The 19,704-nt window shown below is 67.5% G+C and carries 15 protein-coding genes; 5 read left to right on the plus strand and 10 right to left on the minus strand.

The features are described 5' to 3' along the window. Window positions 1-75 precede the first annotated feature (75 nt). The 3 genes from IGS68_RS12240 to IGS68_RS12250 all read left to right on the plus strand — a co-directional run bounded on the left by IGS68_RS12240 (window position 76) and on the right by IGS68_RS12250 (window position 3,109). Entirely contained in the window at window positions 76-825 is a 750-nt protein-coding gene (locus IGS68_RS12240; protein WP_201080338.1) for a peptidylprolyl isomerase, read from the plus strand. A 29-nt stretch (window positions 826-854) separates the two neighbouring features. Next, entirely contained in the window at window positions 855-2,252 is a 1,398-nt protein-coding gene (locus IGS68_RS12245) for an HlyD family efflux transporter periplasmic adaptor subunit (protein ID WP_201080340.1), read from the plus strand. A gap of 77 nt (window positions 2,253-2,329) precedes the next feature. Further along, window positions 2,330-3,109 carry a 2-keto-4-pentenoate hydratase gene (locus IGS68_RS12250; protein ID WP_201080342.1) on the plus strand — a complete coding sequence of 260 codons (780 nt, stop codon included), beginning with the start codon at window positions 2,330-2,332 and terminating at the stop codon, window positions 3,107-3,109. 423 nt (window positions 3,110-3,532) lie between these two features. Here the strand turns inward: IGS68_RS12250 and IGS68_RS12255 are convergent, their stop codons facing one another. Together IGS68_RS12255 and IGS68_RS12260 are read right to left on the minus strand one after the other, a co-directional pair. After that, complete coding sequence (locus tag IGS68_RS12255) at window positions 3,533-4,501, minus strand: ATP-grasp domain-containing protein (RefSeq protein ID WP_201080344.1); 969 nt, start codon at window positions 4,499-4,501, stop codon at window positions 3,533-3,535. 49 nt (window positions 4,502-4,550) lie between these two features. After that, a complete protein-coding gene (locus tag IGS68_RS12260; RefSeq protein WP_201080346.1) occupies window positions 4,551-4,805 on the minus strand; it encodes a hypothetical protein in 255 nt (84 codons plus the stop codon). A 310-nt stretch (window positions 4,806-5,115) separates the two neighbouring features. On the opposite strand from IGS68_RS12260, the gene IGS68_RS12265 reads away from it, so the two are divergent. Continuing rightward, a complete protein-coding gene (locus IGS68_RS12265) occupies window positions 5,116-5,877 on the plus strand; it encodes a PP2C family protein-serine/threonine phosphatase (RefSeq protein ID WP_201080348.1) in 762 nt (253 codons plus the stop codon). Between the two features lie 15 nt (window positions 5,878-5,892). On the opposite strand, the gene IGS68_RS12270 is transcribed toward IGS68_RS12265, so the two are convergent. The 6 genes from IGS68_RS12270 to IGS68_RS12295 form a co-directional block, all read right to left on the minus strand. Then, window positions 5,893-6,789 (minus strand): adenylate/guanylate cyclase domain-containing protein, encoded by an 897-nt coding sequence (locus tag IGS68_RS12270; protein ID WP_201080351.1) that lies wholly within the window; start codon window positions 6,787-6,789, stop codon window positions 5,893-5,895. Window positions 6,790-6,808: 19 nt separating this feature from the next. Further along, window positions 6,809-8,113, minus strand: coding sequence for an FHA domain-containing protein (locus tag IGS68_RS12275; RefSeq protein ID WP_201080353.1), 1,305 nt, complete (start codon window positions 8,111-8,113; stop codon window positions 6,809-6,811). A gap of 171 nt (window positions 8,114-8,284) precedes the next feature. After that, window positions 8,285-9,340 carry an ATP-grasp domain-containing protein gene (locus tag IGS68_RS12280; RefSeq protein ID WP_201080355.1) on the minus strand — a complete coding sequence of 352 codons (1,056 nt, stop codon included), beginning with the start codon at window positions 9,338-9,340 and terminating at the stop codon, window positions 8,285-8,287. Next, entirely contained in the window at window positions 9,337-11,292 is a 1,956-nt protein-coding gene (locus IGS68_RS12285) for a TolC family protein (protein ID WP_201080357.1), read from the minus strand. Before IGS68_RS12285 ends, IGS68_RS12280 begins: the two co-directional genes overlap by 4 nt. Next, window positions 11,289-13,337, minus strand: a complete 2,049-nt coding sequence (locus IGS68_RS12290) for a TolC family protein (RefSeq protein WP_201080359.1) — start codon at window positions 13,335-13,337, stop codon at window positions 11,289-11,291. The genes IGS68_RS12285 and IGS68_RS12290 overlap by 4 nt, the downstream gene beginning before the upstream one ends. Continuing rightward, a complete protein-coding gene (locus tag IGS68_RS12295; RefSeq protein ID WP_201080361.1) occupies window positions 13,334-15,181 on the minus strand; it encodes a TolC family protein in 1,848 nt (615 codons plus the stop codon). Before IGS68_RS12295 ends, IGS68_RS12290 begins: the two co-directional genes overlap by 4 nt. 172 nt (window positions 15,182-15,353) lie before the next feature. Between IGS68_RS12295 and IGS68_RS12300 the strand changes: the two genes are divergently transcribed. After that, window positions 15,354-16,673, plus strand: a complete 1,320-nt coding sequence (locus tag IGS68_RS12300) for a sigma-54 interaction domain-containing protein (protein ID WP_201080363.1) — start codon at window positions 15,354-15,356, stop codon at window positions 16,671-16,673. 11 nt (window positions 16,674-16,684) lie between these two features. Here the strand turns inward: IGS68_RS12300 and IGS68_RS12305 are convergent, their stop codons facing one another. Both IGS68_RS12305 and fusA read right to left on the minus strand, forming a co-directional pair. After that, a complete protein-coding gene (locus IGS68_RS12305; protein ID WP_247881296.1) occupies window positions 16,685-16,954 on the minus strand; it encodes a hypothetical protein in 270 nt (89 codons plus the stop codon). An 81-nt stretch (window positions 16,955-17,035) separates the two neighbouring features. Then, the gene (fusA, locus tag IGS68_RS12310; RefSeq protein ID WP_201080365.1) at window positions 17,036-19,159 is read right to left on the minus strand and encodes an elongation factor G; all 2,124 of its coding nucleotides are present in this window, start codon (window positions 19,157-19,159) and stop codon (window positions 17,036-17,038) included. Window positions 19,160-19,704: the final 545 nt, after the last annotated feature.

The following is a 19,704-nucleotide window of genomic DNA, read 5'->3' on the forward strand; positions in this document are numbered from 1 at the left end:
GAAGTAACTAATTTGAGCTAAACACTTTCCGATGCGCTTCGAGGACGTCCAAGAAGATCAAGCTTCTGGTGGAACATGGAACTTGGCACTGCGGTTACCACCGTCAAAGGCGACCCGATCACGGTCGCCGACGTGATCCTTCACCTCAAGGCCAAGGGGACCTTCCGCACCGCCATCTATGAGATCATCGAACGGCGGGTGGTCGAGTACAAGCTGGAGGAGCATGGCGTCAGCCTGACCGATGCCGAGATCGAGGAGAGGGTCCATGGCCGCAAGACGATGCTGGCGCTGTGGGACGAGAACGCCTTCTCCTCCTATCTCAAGCATTTCGGCCTGACCCGCGAGCAGTGGCTGGACGCCCTCGCGGCCGACATGCGGCGGGAACGGCTGCGCGACCTGGTGGTCACCAAGGAGCTGGTGCAGAACCACTATCGCCAGAACAGCGCCCGCTTCACCTCCGTCTCGATCGCGCGGATCGCCTGCCGCACCAGGGCCGACGCGGAGCGCGCGCTGGCCGCGGTCGGCGCCCGGCAGGCGGATTTCGTGGAGCTGGCGCGGACATACTCGGTCGATGACAATACGAGGCTGAGCGGCGGTTATATCGGCAACCTGAAGCGCGGCATGCTGCCGGCCGAGGTGGACGAGCGGGCCTTCGCCTGCGGTGAGAACGAGATCATCGGCCCATTCTCCGAAAACGGGCTGTGGACCATCTACAAGGTCTATTCGCGGACCGTGACCAAGCTGAACGACGCCCTGACGAAGCAGATCAAGGACCACATCTTCGAGGAATGGCTGCGCCATCAGGTCTGCGTCGCGCCGGCGTGACCGTGGGGATCCGGGATCGGAGCCGATCCGTGGCGCCGGCGAAACCCGCGAAACCCGTCCGGACGCGGACGTCGCCGAAGCCGGCCGGCAAGTCTCCGGCCAAGCGGTCGCGGGACGAGGACCGGCATCCGCTGAAGGCGGCGACGCTGCTGTTCTCCTCCCCCAACCCGCTGTTCCGAGCGCCGGTCTATGTCCTCTTCTTCACGCTGGTCGGGATGCTGATCTATTCCTTCTTCGCCACGAAGGACACGATGGTGGAGGCGCCGTTGATGCTCCAGCGCCAGGCGATGGTGATCCAGGCGGTCGGCGGCGGGCTGGTGGAGGCGGTGGAGGCCGGCGAGAATTCGGCCGTGTTCGCCGGCGATCCGCTGGCCACCATCCAGGAGAAGATCCGGGCGGCGACCACGCCCGAGCAGGAGGCGATGCAGCGCCAGATCGCCGACCTTCAGCAGCAGGAGCGGGAAGCGGGCAAGGAATACGATTTCCGCCTGGGCCAGTTGGAACTGGACCGGCTGAACCTGGAGCGCCGCCGCGCCACCGAGCAGGGGGCGATCGACAACCGCATTCGGCAGATCGAGATCCAGCTCCAGATCACCCAGCGCAACCGCCAGGGAATCGACGAGGATCTGGCGAACGCTCGGCAGGATCTGGGGGTCCGGCAGCAGCTCTATGCCATGCGCGACATTCCGCAGGTGGAGCTTCAACGCGCCCAGACCCGGGTCAGCGACCTCCAGCGCGCGCAGGTCAATGCCGAGTCCGACATCCAGAACGTCCGGCTGGCGCTGGAGACGGCGCGGGCCGAACGGGTCCAGATGGCGCAGACCTTCTCCCAGTCCCGGCTGGAGAACGAGATCGAGAACCTGAAAAGCGCCCGGCAGCGCGACCAGGCGCTGATCCGCGAGCGCATCGAAGAGCTGACAAACCGCCTGCTGGAATCCCGCACGCTGGTCCCGGGCGTGCGCTACGACGGCGAGAAGGCGCTCTACAGCAGCGTCGTGGACGGCGTGGTGACGGCCGTCCATGTCCAGCGCGGCACGATCATCAATCCGGGCATGCCGATGTTCACCATGGTGCGGAACACGGCGCCGCTGGAAGCCCGTGTGCTGATCAAGAACCGCGACATCGGCCGGATCAGGCGCGGCCAGCGGGTACAGATCAAGTACTTCGCCTATCCGGGAGTCGACTACGGCGTTCAGAACGGAATCGTCGCCGACATCGCGGCCAAGCCGGACAGCCAGCCCGGCGGACAGTCCATGTACCTGGTCAAGGTGGCGCTGGAGCGCGAGACGGTGACCGGGCTCAACGGCGTGACCAAGACGCTGGAGATCGGCCTGGAGGGCACCGCCGAGATCAAGACCGGCGAGAAGCGCCTGATCGAGATCCTGTTCGCCCCGGCTTCCCGTTTCTTCCAGAAGGAGGAGGGCTGAGGTACCGGGCTTTCCTGAAATAATCGCCGCGGCGAATATGTGTTCGCGATCCGCCCGCGGTAGGGCAGGATATCGCCATGACGATGTCTCTCACAGAACAAGCCGAAATCCTGGCAAGCGCCCGCAAGGCGGGCCGTGCGCTCCGGGAGTTTCCCGGCGATCCGCCGGCGAACGTGGACGAGGCCTACCGCCTCCAGGGCGAGGTGCAGGCCGCCATGGACGAACCCGTATGCGGCTGGAAGATCGGGGCGACCAGCCGCTCGGTCCAGGAGGCGATCGGCACCGCCGAGCCGTTCGCCGGGCCGCTGTATGGTCCGCGCTGCCACGGCACCGGTGCCGAATTGCCCGTTCCGGAGGGGGTCCTGGGTTTGGAGTGCGAATTCGCGTTCCGCCTCGCCCGTCCGCTGCCGCCGCGCCCTCTTCCTTATGCGCCCGAAGAGGTGGTCGAGGCCGTGGGCAGCGTGCATCCGGCCATCGAACTCGTCGGCCTGTGCCTGCCGCCGGAGGCGTTCAGGGATGTCCGTTGGTGCATCGCCGACCATGCGCTCGACGTCGCCTTCGTCGCCGGTGCCGCGATCCCCGACTGGCACGGTCTCGATCTTCCGGCGCTGTCCGTCCGCTGCGTGATCAATGGCAAGGACGTCGCCGTCGGCAATGGGGCCGCCGTCCTCGGCAACCCGGTCACGGCGCTGACCTGGCTGGCGAATGCGCTCTCCCGCCGTGGCCGCGGCTTGCTGGCCGACGACTGGATCAGCACGGGGACCTGTACGGGCATCCAGGCCGTCCGGCCGGGGGATGTGGTCGAGGCTGTGTTCGGCGGCACCGGCAGCGTCCGCGTGGCCTTCACCGGCGCGTAATCCGGATGATGCCGTCGGGCTGATGTTCGATCATGCTCTCCCGGAAGCATCACGTGGCGTTGCAGCGCCTCGGGGTACTGCACAGTGGTTCTGACAAGTCGCGTGGAGCGGAGTGCGGTAGGTCGGCCTTCGCCCGTCAGGGGGAACGCCGACACGCTTCCTCATGGCTCCGGCCACGCTGTCGGCGTCGGCCTGCGGCCGAGGCCGACCTACGGTAGATCAATCGAAACCACTGTACCGAGCCATTAGAGCGGTAGCCGATCAGGTTGAACCGCTCCGGTCCTTGCAGCCGGCCGTTCCACTCGTCGTTACGGATCAATGCAGGGCTGAGGTGATGCGACCCGACGAGCGTAGGTTGCGCCTGTGGCGCAACGCATCGGCTCAGCTGTCTCGGGCAGAGCGACCTGATCGTCGGGTACGGTTCTAGGCCGCCGCCTCCAGCGTGCCGGTCCGGGCGAACGCGACGAGGTAGCGCGCGAGGGCGCCGAACACGGTGTGGCGGTGTTCGGGCGGCAGCCACATGACGAACGGGCCGGGATTGCAGTCGAGATATGTAAGCTTGCCGTCATCGTCCAGGATGGCGTCCCAGGCGGCATAGTGCAGGCCGAGGGCACGGTTGGCCCGAACGATGGCCGCCTCCTCCGCCGGGTCTAGCGTCACCGGCTCGAATCCGCGGGTCGCGGTCCGCGAATCCACCCCGTCCGCCAGGATGCGGAGCGGCAGAACGACATGGTCGCCGACGATGTGGATGCGGATGGTCGAGCCGGGCACCCGATGCTGGAACAGCGCCGGGCACAGCAGAAGCTCGTCCAGACGGGTTCTGTCCTCGGCCGTGACGCTGCGGGTGGAGCCGACGCCGATGGCGGGCTTGACCACCGCCTCCCCGACCTCGTCCAGGAAACGCCCGGCCTCGTCCGGGCAGCTCGTGCTCAATGACCGCGGCACCCGGAAGCCGGCGGCGCGAAGCTTCTCGTAGAACTGTCCCTTACTGTTGTGGTCGACATAGGCCGAGGTCAGCCGGTTGATCACCAGCCGGCCTGTCAGGTGCAGATGCTCGAAGAAGCCATAGGTAGCCGCGTTCAGCGCCTGTTCCTGGATATAGGACACGCGGTACTCGGCATAGCTCGACTCGTTCAGCACGGGCGGCAGGACGGGCAGGGTGCGGGGCGCCGTGCAGCGGATATGGACCGCGCGGATGTCGCCGAAGTCCGTGTCGCCCCAGCGGGGCGCCGCGCCGGAACCGGGCGCACCGATGCCGACTGTCGGCTTGCCCGTCCGGCCGATCTGGATATCCAGGATGACGGGCTCGGCCGCCAGCGCCGCGACCTCGGCGGCGATCTCGGCGATCTGGGCGCTGTCCTGGTTGGCGAACAAGGCAATCTTCGGGGTCATTCCTGGCATCTCCGCAGGGTCGTCGCCGGCCGGTCAGAAACCGAAGCGCTCAGAAGCTGATGTTGATGGAGCCGATGGCGGTGTTGTCCGCCGCTTCCCCGCCCAGCGCGCCGCGCGAGATGGCGGAGGAATAGCCGTCCCCGCCGGTCCCGGACGATTCCGCCTGGTTGAGCGACGCTCCGAACCCTCCGGCCGATGCCGAGCCCGCTCCCATGCCACCGATCCCGGACGAGCCGCCATGGGCATGGCCGAACGCGTCGCCGCCGGACTTCCCGCTCTGGCCGAAGTTCAGATCAGTGCCCATGGACAAACTCCCTGCCGCATGTCGTCGCCATAACGAACCCAATTCTCAACCAGGAGGAAATTACCGGTCGCGCCCATATGTCGTAGCGGGTATCGTACCAGTCGATGTACCATTTGTTGCGGGTTTCGTCCATGGCTTCGTCCGGGAGCGTGCCCGCGGCACAGGGCTCCCACAGCGTTCCGCACGGAAGGGATACTGTTTCTAACAATTTTATATTTATCTTGAGTCACTCGAACGGGAATGACATTAACTCAGGGTGGACCGGACGCCTTGCTGCGGGCGCCGGACTCCGATCAGGATGATTTCTTGGATGACAGGCAACAGACCCCGCTCAGTTCAGTATGCCGGCCTCACGGATGTCGGCAGGGTCCGCTCCCAGAACGAGGACTCGTTCCAAATCGATCCGGATCTCGGCCTCGTCCTCGTCGCCGACGGCATGGGCGGCCATATCGGGGGCGATGTCGCCAGCCGCACGGCGATCGAGGCTGTGAACGACTTCATCCTCGAGTACGAGCCGGTGCCGGACGGGCTCGACCGGACGGAGACCGAGGGATCGATCGAGATCGTCCGTACCGCGGTACACCGGGCGAACCAGCGGATCGTCGGCCTGAATCACGAGCGCGGACTGCCGGACAACCGCGGGATGGGCACGACGATCGTCGGCTTCTGGCTGCCCTCGGGCCTGTCCCCGGCCATCGTCTTCCATGTCGGCGACAGCCGGCTCTACCGGCTGCGCGACGGTCGGCTGGACCAGATCACCCACGACCATAGCCTCTACCAGGCGTGGGTCGACGCCGGCAGGTCGGGTGCCCCGCCCAACCGCAACATCATCATGCGGGCGCTGGGCGTCGCGGACGATGCCGAGGCCGACGTCTCCGTCGAGGAGACCCGGGCGGGCGACATCTTCCTGCTGTGCTCCGACGGCCTGAACGGCATGGTCCCGGACGACACGATCATCGACATACTGATCGAGCCGCTGCCGCTGGAAGAAGCCTGCCGCCGGCTGGTCGAGGAGGCGAACGCCCATGGCGGCCGCGACAACGTGACGGTGGCCCTGGTCCGGTTCGACTGACGGGATCCCTCTCGGCTATCCGGCCTCCCCCTCGATCGTGCCGCAGCGGTACCGGATGACATTGTCCGGGTCCTCGGCCGGCGCGATCCCGAGGGAGATCAGGCCGGAGGTCAGCAGGTAGGTCGGTTCCCGCTTGAGCACCAGCAGGCGTTGGCTTTCGTCGAGGCAGAAGGTGCCGTTGGTGCTGTGGTCGGTCAGGGTGAACCGGCCGTTCATGATCTCCAGCGTGGCATGCCGGCGCGACGCCCAGTCGCTGTTGATCACCAGCCCGCACCCGCCGTCGCGTCCCATCAGCACCGGCGCCGAGCCGGTGTCCAGGCGGAGCTGGCGTCCCCGGTGGGTCAGGATCAGGATGCCCCGGCGCTTGCCGCTGGCTCCGTCGAGCTGGCCGGCGGCGACCGTCACGTTCTCCGGATCGCCCAGGGTGCGGTAGATCTCGACCGCGTCGATGCCGCCCTTGACGACCGCCGAGTCGAGCCGCTGTGTATTGGGCCGATAGGCAGGGTGAAGGGCGTCGACGCAGGCGCGGGTCATCAGCACCTCGCCTGGACTTGCGAGGGCGGCGAGGCGGGACGCAAGGTTGACCGTGGCGCCGAACACATCCCCCGGGGTCACGATCACCGGTCCGATGGTGAAGCCGATCCTGACCTTCGGCTCGGTGCCCCGCAGCGCTTCCTGGATGTGGGCGGCGGCGCAGTAGGCGGTGTCGGCCGACGGGAAGGTGCTGAGCGCACCGTCTCCCATGGTCTTGACCACGGTTCCGGAATAGCGTTCCGTCGCCTCGATGATCTGGCCGACGCAGCGCTCCGTCAGGGCATGCGCGGCTGCATCCCCCAGGACCTGGTACAGGCGGGTGCTGTCGCAGACGTCCGCGAACATCACCGCCATGGTTTCGTCGGACTGGACCGCCAAGACCGCACCACCCCGTTCGTCACCCCGGGCCGGACCCCAGGAACTCTTTCCACTGGTTGAGCAGCGGCAGGTCACGGTCCTCGACCGACTTCACCGCCGAGTTGAACAGCACGTAATCCACCGACAGGTACCTGTTCGTCTCCCGCCGGATCCGGGTGAAATCGAGCTTCAGGGCATCCAATGCCTGGATGCGTTCACGCGGCGGCTGGGCCGGGGCGAGCTTCGACACCTGCGGGAATTCGGCCGAGAGGGCGCGCATGTCGATCAGGATGCGGGCCAGCCTGACCAGTTCGCGGGCGACCGCGACTCCGTCGGTCGAGCCGTGCTCGGCATTGGCGGGAACCCGGCCGGCGGTCGTCTCCAGGTCGGCGTTGAGCCGTTCGGTCAGGCGGCGCAGGCTGGCCAAGTCTCCCTTGGCGAGCAGCGGCAGGAACTCCCGTTCGAAGGACAGGAACTTCATGCGTGCCGCCAGGTCGGCCAGCGGCGCGTTCTGCTCGGAGGAGAGGAGCCGGCCGCTGTCGGCGATCGCCTCCGCCAGTTCGTTCAGGTCCTGGTCGAACGAGTCGGCCTGGTTGCCGCCGGCATACTGGGACGCGCGATCGATCACCCGCTTGCGGACCGCTGCGGAATGCTCGATCGTCTGCGCTATGAACTGCTGCTTCTTGTGGATCGGGTAATAGACGGCGGCGCCGATGCCCAGCCCGGCCAGCAGGATGCCCACGACGCCGCCCAGGACCAGCCTGCCGCGGATGCTTGAGCGCTCCCGCTCTTCCCCGGCGCCGTCCTCGTCCTCGTCGATCTTCACCTTGACGGGCGCTTCCACCTTGCGGACGGCGTCGAGCACGGCCTTTCCGGCGCCCAGGCTGCCGACCATCATGGTCCGCTCGGACAGGTCGTCGTCATGGTGGGCGGGCAGGGGGCGCCCCCGCTCCACCGCCTGGGCGGGAGGACGGTCCAGCTCGAAGCGGAAGGCCAGGGAGCCCAGCCTGACCTCGTCGTTGTGCTTCAGCCAGATCGTATTGACCTTGTGGCCGTTGACATAGACGCCGTTGGTGCTGTTGAGGTCCTCGATGCCCCAGGTGCCCTCGCCGGGAAACAGCTTGGCATGCTGGCGAGAGAGCTTGCGGGACGCGACGACGAACGAGCTGGCGTCGCCCCGCCCTATCGTCACCGTCTTTCCGCCGGGAAGCGGTACCACGACCTGGGCCGGTGCGCCGTCGATCTGCGACGGATCCAGGCAGATGAGCTTTCCGTCCGGATTGCCCGCAGGCGCGTTCGCCGCGCCGACGGCACCGGCCCTGCGCCCCTGGTCGCGTACCAGCATGGTTCTGTCTTGGTTTGAATCGATCATCGCTCGACGGGATGTCCGGACCAGGTGATGTGCAGGACGCCACGGCATGGGGCCGTCGCGCCGCAGCGCGGAGCCGCAGGGTCACTATGCCGAAGCATGGTATTTTACGCAACCCTGGCGGTAATAATTAACAGAATTTAACCTTTATGCGGGAGGTGCGGCCGCATGCTTGGTCCGCTCGATGTCGAACTGGATGCGGAGCATGCGGCGCAGGAAGAGACTGTCCCGGGGGGTCGCCGCGAGCCCGTCGGCCGTGGGGTGCGGCTCCCCGGCGAGGGTAGCGGCCAGGCACCCGGTCAGGTATCCGCCCATCGCGCCCGGAAGGTCCGTCACCGCCGGATCGGCGTCCACGTCGTAGATCACGGGGCCGTCGGGGCCGGCGACGTAAAGGACGCTGCCCCACCGCAGGCCCGACAGGGCGAGCGCGCTCCCGGCCACGCTGCTCTCGGCGTCCGGCAGCGGTCCCGTGACGGGAGCGAAGACCTCCAGGCGCTCCAGCGCATCGTCGGACGGCATGGCCCATTCGAGCGTCAGGACGGTCCGGCCGTCGATCGCGTAGGCGCGGCGCAGCGGCCCGTCCACGGTCGGCGCCAGCAGGACCGGCGGCTTGTCGGCGCCGATCAGGTGTTCGCGCTGGCGGTCGCGGAACAGTTGCCAGGCGCACTTGCCGGTCGCCGTCCGCCACACGACGGCACGCCCCTGGTCGGCGATGGACCGGGCGAAGTCCCGTGCGATGCCGGGATCGTTGGTGCAGATCGCGCGGGCGACCCCCAGCCCGCCGAGGTCTAGGCGTTCCAGCTGGTGGTGGCGCGGGAAGGCCCCGAGGTGCCCGGCCGGGCCGTTGTAGAGGCGCACCGGCATGTCTTCGAGCCGGGACAGCAGGCTGTAGAGGAAGCTGTATCGCTGCTGCCGCCGGACGTGCTCCGACTGCCACAGGGACCAGTCGGCGCCTGGCTCGATGGCGGGATCGGCGGCTGGGATCACCGGGTCCTCGTAGCGGAAGCCATGGACGAACAGGGCGTCGAACCGGTCGAGCTCATGCCCGTCCCAGCGGATGCCGGCCTCGCCCACGCTCATCCGGGTTCCTTCCGGCATCGAGGCGTCGAGCCAGGGCACGTCGCTTTCCAGGCGCCGGCACAGCCCGGCATGGAGGCGGCGGCCGAGGGGGGAGGCCGCGGGCGCGATCAGGCCGATCTTCATGGTTTTCCTTCCGGTTTGGCGATCCGGTCCGGACGGGACTCGGCGGGTTTGAAGAAAGAGAGGTGGCCGGCATCGGCCAGCAGCGAGAGGCGGTTGCGGTCGAACTGGCTGGCGACGGTCTGTTCCGCCAGCGCGCCCGCGATGGTCCCCTGGGCGAACAGCAGTCCGCTCTCGGCCTGCTTGGCGTCGACCCGCGCCCCGGTCAGGGCGAGCCGGGCGGAGAGCAGGCGGCGCGTCGCCTGGATCAGCTCGTCCTCCGACACCGTGCCGGTGAGCGCCTGCCGGCGCTCCAGGCTGGCGACCGAGGTCGCGAGATTGTCGACTTCTGCGGCGCCCGCCCTGACCCGGGCGCGGGCCGCCTGGACCGCCGCCAGCCGCTCGGCGATCTCGCGACGGACGCGGTTCTGCAGGGACTGCGTCGCATATTCCTGGTCCTGGGTGCCGAGCCGCGCGATGTCGGCGCCGGCCCCGGCGGACCGGTTCGCCCAGGGATAGGACAGGCCCAGGCCGTAGCTCTGGTTGAGGCTGTCCGGCGCCGCTATCCCGGTGTGGCTCTTGAGGGGGTCGGCATAGCCGTAGGACGTCCCGTTCTGGCCGGCGGTGACGCTGGCCACGAACCGGAGATCCAGGCGGGCCTGGTTGCGGGCCAGGGCCTCGTTGATCTCGCGGAGGATCCGGTTGATGTCGTCCACCTTGAAGTCGGGCCGGCTCTCCCGGGCGGTGCGCAGGGCGGTCTCCAGGTCGACCGGCACGGCCTGCGCCAGGTCGTCCTCGTAATCGACCGGCAGATAGATGGCGTCCGCGCCGATGACCGAGGGATCGCCGATCAGCAGGGACAGGGCCTGCGACGCGGAGACATAATCGCTGAGCGCCTGTTCGACCCGGACCCGCGCCCTGGCCGCCTCCGCGTCGATCTGGGCCTTCTGAAGCCGGGTGGTCTGGTTCAGGGCATAGAGGCGGTCCATCCTTTCCTGCTGCCGCAAGATCATGTCCCGGTTGGCGGCGGTGGTCTCCAGCGCTTCCAGGCGGCGGACGGCTTCGAAATAGGCGGTGTCGATCTCCAGCAGGATCGTGTTGAGCAGCACCTGAAGGTCCCAGTCCGCCCGCTCGGCCACCGCGGCGGCGCTGCGCGACGCCGCGTTCTTCTTGTTGTCGGGCCCGAAATCCTTCGTGAAGGGCAGGGGCATGTTCAGGCTGCCGGACAGGTTGGTGCTCCACATCCCGTCCTCCCAGTAGTACCCGGCCCGGTAATAGACCTCGCGCTGGGCGGTCCGGTCGGTGATCGAGAGGGTGCCGCCCCAGGGAAGCTCCTGTGTGATCTGGAGCGTGTAGTTCAGGCTCTCCTCGGGGCTGCCGAACGTCCGGCCCGGCGTCGCCTCGATCGGCAGTTCGATCAGTTCGCCGCCCTTGATCGGCCGCAGCTTCATGTCCTTGATCTGGGCCTGTCCCTCGTTCTCGCTCGGCGGCAGGTTCTTGAACGGCGAATTGATGTTGAATCCGTCGGCATTGACCGCCTTGGTGATCGCCTTGCCGATGCGCGTGCGGTGCTCGGTGTCGGCCCGGCCATAGCCGATCGTCAGGTCCAGCACGGGGTTGAACACGGCGTCCGCCTCGCGCGACAGAGCGGCCGCGCGTTCCGGCGTCGTCAGGCCGATCGCGAGGCGCAGGTTGTTGCCGAGGCCGGCGGCCACAGCGGTCCTGCGGTCGATCGGCTCCACCGCCCGCGCGCCGGCGATGTCGGGGCGGCGCTTGAGCAGGTCGCCGACCAGGGCGATCCGCTCCTGGTCGCGGGCGCCGGGCTGCTCCGCGATCTGCCGCCTGACCAGCTCGGTCACGGCGGCGCCGTGGCGGGCGATCAGGTCGGGACCCGGAGACTGCGCCGACGCGGGAACGGCTTGCGCGAGGATCAGGGCGGCATTCACCAGCGGCAGCAGGATCCGGTGCTGCGTCATCGCGGCGGCTCCCCGAAGGCGGCGAGCGCGCCGGTGCCGCGGAGCAGGGCGATGCGTTCCCGATCCTCGCGGGTCTGCGCCACTCCCTCCCCGTACCGCTCGGCCAGGGCGCCGATGCTGGCCAGCATCCTGCTCTCCGCGATCCGGGCGTCGATCCGCGCCTGGATGTGGCCGAGGCGCGCCTCCAGCAGGGTGCCGAGGCGTTCGATCGTCTCGTAGATGGTCACGACGCCGCCGGCTTCGAGCCGGGCCGCCCTGTCGTACAGGTCGCGGGCAAGCGCGAGGCGCCGCGCGGTGTCGTCGATCCTCTGGCGGGCGCTGGCGAGCTGGATGCGGGCGGTCTCGTAGTCGCCGCGGATCTGGCGCTCGACCTGATTCAGCAGGTGGGTCTGCCGGGCGACGTCGTGATCGGCCCCGGCCAGGGCCGCCTTGGCGGCGCGGTTGCCGATCGGACGGCGGTAGAGGACCCCGATGCTGAATGACGCGCTGTCGTAGCTGATCAGGCTGCCCAGGGACTCGGTCACGCTTGGATAGCCGAAGACCGCGTTGCTCTGGCTGACCTGGAGGGATCCGCTGGCGGTCACGTCCGGGCGGGTCTGCGCGTCCCGCGCCTCACGCACCCGGAGGGCGATCCGGACCGCCGTCTCCGATCTCAGGTAGTCGGGACTGTCCAGCACCCGGGCCGCCAGCCTGCCGGCCCCTTCGCCGGATGCCGGCGGCACTTCGGGCGGCTGGTCCAGGGCGGCGCTGTACTCGATCGGCAGCAGCAGCGCGTCGTCCCGCTCGTCCAGCAGTTCGCGGAGGGACTCGGACGCGGCGAGATAATCGCCGAAGAGCTGCTGCTGGACCGCGCGCAGCCGCTCCATCTGGGCGACCACCTGGCCGCGGTTGCTCTCGCTGGCGAGCCCAAGCTCCATCCGGCGCTGCACGCGCGCGGCGCTCTCCTCCGCCAGCGCGGCGGAACCCGCCGCCGCGTCGAGCCGCTGGATCGCGCCGACCAGGGTCCAGTACAGGGTATCGACGCTGAGCAGGGTCTGGTTGACCACGCCGCGCACCGCGAAATCGGCGACGTCGACATTGAGACGGGCGGTGTCCATCGCCAGCCGGTTCTCGTCCCCCTCGCGGAAGTTGCGCGTGTAGGGAATCGGATGGCTGCCCGACAGTGTCGCGCGCGAGGTCCAGGGGCGGCCGTAGGAGCCGTAGACCCTGGTCGAGGGATCGTCGGGATTATTGACGTAATAGGCGTCGCGGTAGGTCGTGACGACGGTGAGGTCCAGGTTGCCGCCCCAGGGCAACCGCTGGGAAACGCCGGCGGTCCCGGTATAGGTCTCGGTCTGGCCGTTCGGGCTCCTGGTGCTCGCCTCCTTGCGGAACGGATAGTAACCGGCGACCCGTTCCTTGTCGAAGGCGACCAGGGCCACGGGCGCGGTGGACGGCAGTGTCCGGACATGGCATCGCCCGCTGGCGTCGGGCGCGATCATCCGGCCGCGCAGGAAGTTGGTCTGGAGCTCCTGCGGCTGGCTCAGGATGTCGTCCATGGTGCCGCACAGGAAGATGTCGTCCGTGCGGGTGCCGGTCGGGATCTGCTGACCGCGGACATATTCCTGCGTGGCGGGCTTCCACTGCATGGGGCGCTCGATCCGCTCGAAGCTGTTCGACAGGGACGCGTTCGCCGCCAGGATGAAGACCGGGTCGAAAACCGCTTCCGCCTCGACCAGGGTACGCTGGACCACTGATCTGTTCAGCCCGATCCGCTTGACGTCGAGATTGCGCTGCAAAGCCGTCAGCGCCGCTTCGCGCAGGGCCAGCTCCCGCGTTTGCTCCGGAGCGAACAGCACTCCGGTCCGGGCAAGGGCCGTGCGGGTCGCCGCGACCACGGCGTTGCCGCCCCGTTCGTCGACGATGCGCGCCGGATCGCTCGTGAAGAGCCCGGCCGGTATCCCGGCCGGAGGCTCCGTGCCCGGCTGCTGCTGGGCCGCGGCGGGTCCCGGCGACAACGCCAGTGCCAGGAGTGCCGCGGCGGCGGGGACCGAGGGCAGGCTCATCGAGACAGCTCCTCCTCGAGCGTGCCCTGGGCGGCGCTCAGCCGGATCCGGGCCTTGTGCATCTCCACCCGGGCGTTCGCCTCGTTGAGGCGGGCGGCCAGGACGTCCTGGTAGCGGTTGACCACCTCGAACTCCGTCGCGAGCCCCCGCTCCCGCTCGTCGACGATCCGCTCGTAGGCGAAGCCCGCCAGTTCCATGTCGCCCCTGCTGACCAGCATCAGGGACTGCGCCCCGCGGATGTCGGCGAGCGCCCGATCGACCGAATTGACGATCTTCTGCCTGGTCTGGCGCGCCCGGTCGAAGGCGTTGCGCTCGTCCGTCCGAGCGCGGCTCAGGGCGGCGCGGGCGGCCTGGTTGCCAAGCGGATACAGGTATCGGACGCCGATGAAGATGTTGGTCTTGTCCGGCTTGGTCAGGTTCATCAACGCATCGGCCGGATTGCCGAACCCGAAGGAGAGATCACTCTGCGTCAGCTGGGCGGTCACCACCAGATCGATGTCCGGCGCCGCCTGGTTGTCGCGGAACGCGAGAGACAGTTTGGCCAGTTCCAGGTCCTCTTGCGCCGTCATGATCTCCGGATGGCCGATCAGCGCGCGGTCGTAGGCGTCCGACGGCGGCTCGGGCACGGTTTCCGCCAGCAGCGCCTCCGCGTCGGCGGGGATCAGCACCATGTCGGGATCGGCCGACATCAGGGTGAGCAGGGAGTTGGAGCGCAAAAGGTACTGGGTCCAGGCTGCCTCCTCCCGCAGGGCGAAGGAGGCCAGTTCCTGCTGGATCTGGCCCAGTTCGTAGTTGGTCACCGTCCCGGAGCCGATCAGCCGCTCGACCCGGCCGCGCCGCTGGTCCAGGACGCTTTTCTGCTCGTTCAGGATCCGGATGTCCTGCAGGCTGCGGATCATGTCCCAGTAGAGTTGGAGCGCTTCGGCCAGCGTCGCGTTGCGGGCCGCCTGCTCGGCGAAGACGGCGCGGCGGCTGCCGCTGCGCGCGGCCTCCAGGCTGAAGTTCTCCGGTGATCCGACCCTGCCGAAGCCCTTGGTGTAGGGGAGCGGCATGGTCGCCGAGAGCGACGCCGAGCTGGTCCAGAACAGCTTTTCGCCCCAGCCGAATGGGTCGGTCGCCGAGATCGGCCGGGTCAGCGCCGGCGCCTGGGCGCCGGCCTTGCTGTTGTAGATGGAGCTCAACGACAGGCTGCCCTGGGCCCCGAAGGTGAACATCTTGGACATCTCGACCGTGGTGGTCAGCCGTTTGCCGGGGAGTCCCTTGATGCTGGCAGCTTCCTCCCGTTCCGAATATTCCGGCTCCTGGCCGCACAAGCCCGGGCCGACGCCGCCGTTGATCAGCCTGTCATCCTCGAAGACGCAAGGGACTTTCTCGCCGTCGACCTCCTCCACGGTTCCCGTGTTGCCCTGCACGAAATCCGGTATGCCGTCGCCGTCGTCGTCCCGGGTCAAGTCGGTCTCGGCGGTGCGGGGACGGCCGATCGTCTCGATCCGGTCCGCCGTCTTGTTGACGCTGAGGCTGACCGACGTGACGAGGTTCAGGTCGAAGGCGGCCTCCCTCTGGGTGATCTGCGTGCCCGCCGAAGCGATCGCCTCGCGCGCCGCCAGCAGGCCGAAATTCTCGCGCAGCAGGGTATCGGCGAGGATCCCCAGGGTGATCTCCCGCGGTGCGAGGCTGTCCAGCAGGCGCCGCACGCCTGTGGCCGACCCCGAGGCGGCGAGCCGGACCATGGCGACGGGGTCGAACCCGCCGCCTTCCATGGCCTGCGCATGGGCGGGGGCGACCAGGGTGAACGGCAGCAGGGCCAGAAACAGGCCTGGAAGAGCCTGATGCAACCTGATCAAACTCGCTCCACGGATTCTTCCAACAAGAGCTTGCATCAGCGCCTGGTTTCTCAAGCACAATGTGATCAGATCGGATTGATGACACTTCGTGAGGCGAACGGCAAGCCTTTGTAGGTAGACAAATTGATGCGTTTACGGGTAGATCTACCGAACCGGAGGGATAGGCGGCGCGATGCACATGCCGTTTCGGGTCCGATCCGTTCCGTCGACGATCGCGCCGCCCCACCTGCCCAACCACAAGCACCCGCGCGCCATGGACGATGATTACCGTCAGCCAAGTCCTTATTCCGCAGGGATTTTCGCCGACAGCAGCAGCGACCATATCAACGAATGCATCGCCCGGATCGAAGCCCTGAAGTTCAAGGTCCTCGGCAACTCAAGGTTGGCCGACTTCGAGCAGCATGAGTTCCTGAGCGAGCTGAACACCCTGCGGGCAGCCTATCTCCACCTCTGTACCCTGTCGCTGCCCGCGCCGGCTGCCCTGAACGAGCAGATGCGGCCGGCGGTCGGGTCCCGCGGCCGCGCGAACCTGGAACTGGAAGGAGTCCTGGGCGCCAACCACCAGATCGCGGCCAACCTGGACCGCATCGCGCGCATAGCCCCGTCCCAGCTTACCGTCCTGCTGGAGGGGGAGACCGGGTCCGGCAAGGAACTGTTCGCCCGGATCATCCATCTCAACAGCAAGCGCGACAAGTTCGTCGCCGTCAACTGCGGGGCGCTGCCCAGCGGCGTGATCGAATCCGAACTCTTCGGCCACTCGAAGGGCGCCTTCACCGGCGCCACGGCGGACCGCAAGGGCAGGTTCGAGGAGGCCAACGGCGGCACGATCTTCCTGGACGAGGTCGGGGAACTGGAGCCTCTCGCCCAGGTCAAGCTGCTGCGCACCCTGGATGTCGGCGAGATCCAGAGGGTCGGATCGGACAAGGTGACCAAGGTCGATGTCCGGGTCATCGCCGCGACCAATCGGAACCTGGAGCAGATGGTCAGCAACGGGACCTTCCGCGAGGACCTGTTCTTCCGCCTGAACATCTGCCACCTGCTGATCCCGCCGCTGCGGGAGCGGCGGGACGAGATCCAGCTGCTGCTGGAATATTTCATCCGAAAGGTCTGCGCCGACAACGGCATCCCGGTGCCGACCCTGGATCCGGAACTGAAGCGGTTCCTGGTGGAAACCTATCATTATCCAGGCAACATCCGGGAACTGCGGAACCTGGGCATGTACATCGCCCATATCTTCGACGGCCGTCCGGTACGCGTGGCGGACCTGCCCCAGCGCTACACCCGGGCGCACATCGATCCGGCGCCGGCGCATCCCGACGACGACCACCGCGTGGTTCGCGACCGGGCCGAGCGCAGCCATCTGAGCGAACTGCTGCTGCGCCACAGCGGCGACATCAAGGCGGTCTGCGCGGCCCTGGACCTGTCGCGCGCGCGCCTGTACCAGCTCCTCAAGAAGCACCATCTCCGCCCCGACGAGTTCCGCCAGCGCTGAGCCGGCCGGACTCACCGATCCCGCAGCCGGCCGGCAAGGTCCGCGACATGGGCGGCCAGGGCCCCCGCGAGGCAGAGCGCGACCCAGCCCCACCATCCGTCGCTCAGCGCCGCTCGGAGCGCCAGCATCAGGCAGGCGCCCGACGCCAGGTTGGGCAGGAGCGACCAGGCCAGCCGGGCTCGCCCCCGGCGCCTCATCCAGGCGAACAGCGCCGCCGCCTCGATCGCCACCATCACCAGGATGGCGTCGACGATCCGGCCGCCGGCGAAAAGCTCTTCCACGGCAAACGGCTCCCCGAAAAGGAAAGCGGCCCGGGAGTTTCCTCCCGGGCCGTCCTTCCGACTTCGCGACGGTCCGTGACCTTACGCGGCGGCCTTCGAGGCGATGACCTCGTCGGCAACGTTGCGCGGCACCGGATCGTAGTGGCTGAACTCCATCGTGAAGGTCGCACGGCCGGAGGTCATGCTGCGCAGGTCGCCGATGAAGCCGAACATCTCGGACAGCGGGACGTGCGCTTCGACCGCCAGGTTCATGCCGCGCTCGAACTGGCCCAGGATCAGGCCGCGGCGACGGTTCAGGTCGCCGATCACGTCGCCCAGGTGGTTCTCGGGGGTGACGACCTCGACCTTCATGATCGGCTCGAGCAGGACCGGGTTGGCCCGGCGGATCGCCTCGCGGAAGCAGGCCTTGGCCGCGATCTCGAACGCCAGCGCGCTGGAGTCGACGTCGTGGTACTTGCCGTCCACCAGGGTCGCCTTGAAGTCCACGGTCGGGAAACCGGCCAGGACGCCGTCTTCCTTCTGGACCTCGATGCCGCTGCCGACCGCCGGGATGTACTCGCGGGGCACGGCGCCGCCGACGATCGCGTCGACGAACTCGAAGCCCTCGCCGCGCTCCTTCGGCTCGAAGATGACCTTGACTTCGGCGAACTGGCCCGAACCGCCGGTCTGCTTCTTGTGGGTGTAGACGTGTTCGATCTTGCTGGTGATCGTCTCACGGTACGCCACCTGCGGACGGCCCACGACGGCTTCCACGCCGAACTCGGTGCGGATGCGGTCGATGGTGATCTCCAGGTGAAGCTCGCCCATGCCGCGCAGGATGGTCTGCCCGGTTTCCTTGTCCAGCTCCAGGCGGAGCGAGGGGTCGGCGCGGACCATCTTGCCCAGCGCGGTGCCCAGCTTCTCCTGGTCGCCCTTGGCCTTCGGCTCGACCGACACGCTGATGACGGGGTCGGGGAACTTCATGCGCTCCAGGATGACCGGGCTGGCCGGATCGCACAGGGTGTCGCCGGTCTCGGTCTCGGCCAGCGAGACGAAGGCGATGATGTCGCCCGCGCGGCATTCCTCGATCGCGTTGGTATCCTTGGCGTAGACCTCGACCATGCGGCCGATGCGCTCGCGCTTGCCGCGGGTCGAGTTCAGCAGGGTCATGCCCTTGGCCGCCACGCCGGAATAGACGCGGGCGAAGGTCAGCGCGCCGAACTGGTTGTTGATCACCTTGAAGGCCAGCGCGGAGAACGGCTCGTCGTCCGAGCAGATACGCTCGCCGACGACTTCGCCTTCCTCGTTGACGGTCTTGATCGCCTCGACGTCGGTCGGGGAGGGCAGGTACCAGACCACGGCGTCCAGCATCTGCGGCACGCCCTTGTTCTTGAACGAGCTACCCGCGATGACCGGGGTAAAGGCGCTGCTGACGGTGCCCTTGCGGATGCACTTGCGGAGGACGTCGACCGACGGGTCCTCGCCGCTGTCCAGGTAGGCTTCCATGGCCGCGTCGTCCTGCTCGAGCGCGGTGTCGATCAGTTCCTGGCGGTACTTCGGGATGTCCCGGAGGATGTCGAGGTCTTCCTTGACGTCGATCTTCAGCTTGGCCGCGAGATCGTCGGTGATCTCCCACTCTTCCCACTGGGCGTCCTTCTCGTCCGAGAACCAGACGAGCGCCTTCATGGTGACGAGATCGATCAGGCCGCGGAAGTTGTCCTCCGAGCCGATCGGCAGCGACAGGATCATCGGGCGGGCGCCCAGACGGTTGATGATCATGTCGACGCAGCGGCGGAAGTTGGCGCCGGAACGGTCCATCTTGTTGACGTAGCACATGCGCGGGACGTTGTAGTTGTCCGCGAGGCGCCAGTTCGTCTCCGACTGCGGCTCGACGCCGGCGACGCCGTCGAACACCACCACGGCACCGTCGAGCACGCGCAGCGAACGATTCACCTCGATCGTGAAGTCGACGTGGCCCGGGGTGTCGATCACGTTGATCTGGTGATCCTTCCAGAACACGGTCACGGCCGCGCTCTGGATGGTGATGCCGCGCTTCTGCTCCTGCTCCATGTAATCGGTGGTGGCGGCACCGTCGTGCACCTCACCGATCTTGTAGCTGCGGCCCGTGTAATAAAGGATGCGCTCCGTCGTGGTGGTCTTGCCGGCATCGACGTGGGCGATGATGCCGATGTTGCGCATGTCCTTGAGTGGCGTTCTGCGTGCCATGAGTACTATTCCTGAGCCAGTCTCGACCGACGCCGAGACGTCGGAGGATAACCCCGGCTTTATGGGTTGGAGTTCGCCGACCGCGACCGTCCACCTTCCATCGGGGAAGCGGGCAGGGGCGGCAGTTGCGCGCTCAGGCGGCCGGGTCGGATGACCCGCCGCCATTGCACTGTCCTATACAGGAAATTTGGTACCGAAAATATGGCAGTGACCTCAAAAAGGTAAGTGCGACATTTCGTCTCTCCCCTCCGAAGGACGGTTCCGGAAAATTTCCACATAGTGTCGGCGCGGCGCAACACCAGCCATGAAACCGCGGAATCTGTCCGAAGTTGTCCCGTCAGGCGTCTTTCCTGTTGACTATGCTAAACGATTTCATGCAGTTATCCCGATTGCCCAAAATATAGGCAACGCTTCGAGACCCCTGTCCTGAGCGAAGGACGCACACTTCTCCCGTGACTTTCCCACAAGGTTATCCACAGGAACTGGGGAAATCATGCCCGCGCGGGCAGCCATTGCGCGGCTCTGCGGCACGGATCATTAGGAGC

Origin of the sequence: Skermanella sp. TT6 (assembly GCF_016653635.2) — a bacterium.
In the GTDB taxonomy this organism is placed as follows: domain Bacteria; phylum Pseudomonadota; class Alphaproteobacteria; order Azospirillales; family Azospirillaceae; genus Skermanella; species Skermanella cutis.

Coding starts and splice junctions, on each gene's coding strand:
- IGS68_RS12240 (WP_201080338.1), top strand. CDS start 76: ATGGAACTTGGCACTGCGGTTACCACCGTCAAAGGCGACCCGATCACG.
- IGS68_RS12250 (WP_201080342.1), top strand. CDS start 2,330: ATGACGATGTCTCTCACAGAACAAGCCGAAATCCTGGCAAGCGCCCGC.
- IGS68_RS12255 (WP_201080344.1), bottom strand. CDS start 4,501: ATGACCCCGAAGATTGCCTTGTTCGCCAACCAGGACAGCGCCCAGATC.
- IGS68_RS12260 (WP_201080346.1), bottom strand. CDS start 4,805: ATGGGCACTGATCTGAACTTCGGCCAGAGCGGGAAGTCCGGCGGCGAC.
- IGS68_RS12265 (WP_201080348.1), top strand. CDS start 5,116: ATGACAGGCAACAGACCCCGCTCAGTTCAGTATGCCGGCCTCACGGAT.
- IGS68_RS12275 (WP_201080353.1), bottom strand. CDS start 8,113: ATGCTGGTACGCGACCAGGGGCGCAGGGCCGGTGCCGTCGGCGCGGCG.
- IGS68_RS12280 (WP_201080355.1), bottom strand. CDS start 9,340: ATGAAGATCGGCCTGATCGCGCCCGCGGCCTCCCCCCTCGGCCGCCGC.
- IGS68_RS12285 (WP_201080357.1), bottom strand. CDS start 11,292: ATGACGCAGCACCGGATCCTGCTGCCGCTGGTGAATGCCGCCCTGATC.
- IGS68_RS12290 (WP_201080359.1), bottom strand. CDS start 13,337: ATGAGCCTGCCCTCGGTCCCCGCCGCCGCGGCACTCCTGGCACTGGCG.
- IGS68_RS12300 (WP_201080363.1), top strand. CDS start 15,354: ATGCACATGCCGTTTCGGGTCCGATCCGTTCCGTCGACGATCGCGCCG.
- fusA (WP_201080365.1), bottom strand. CDS start 19,159: ATGGCACGCAGAACGCCACTCAAGGACATGCGCAACATCGGCATCATC.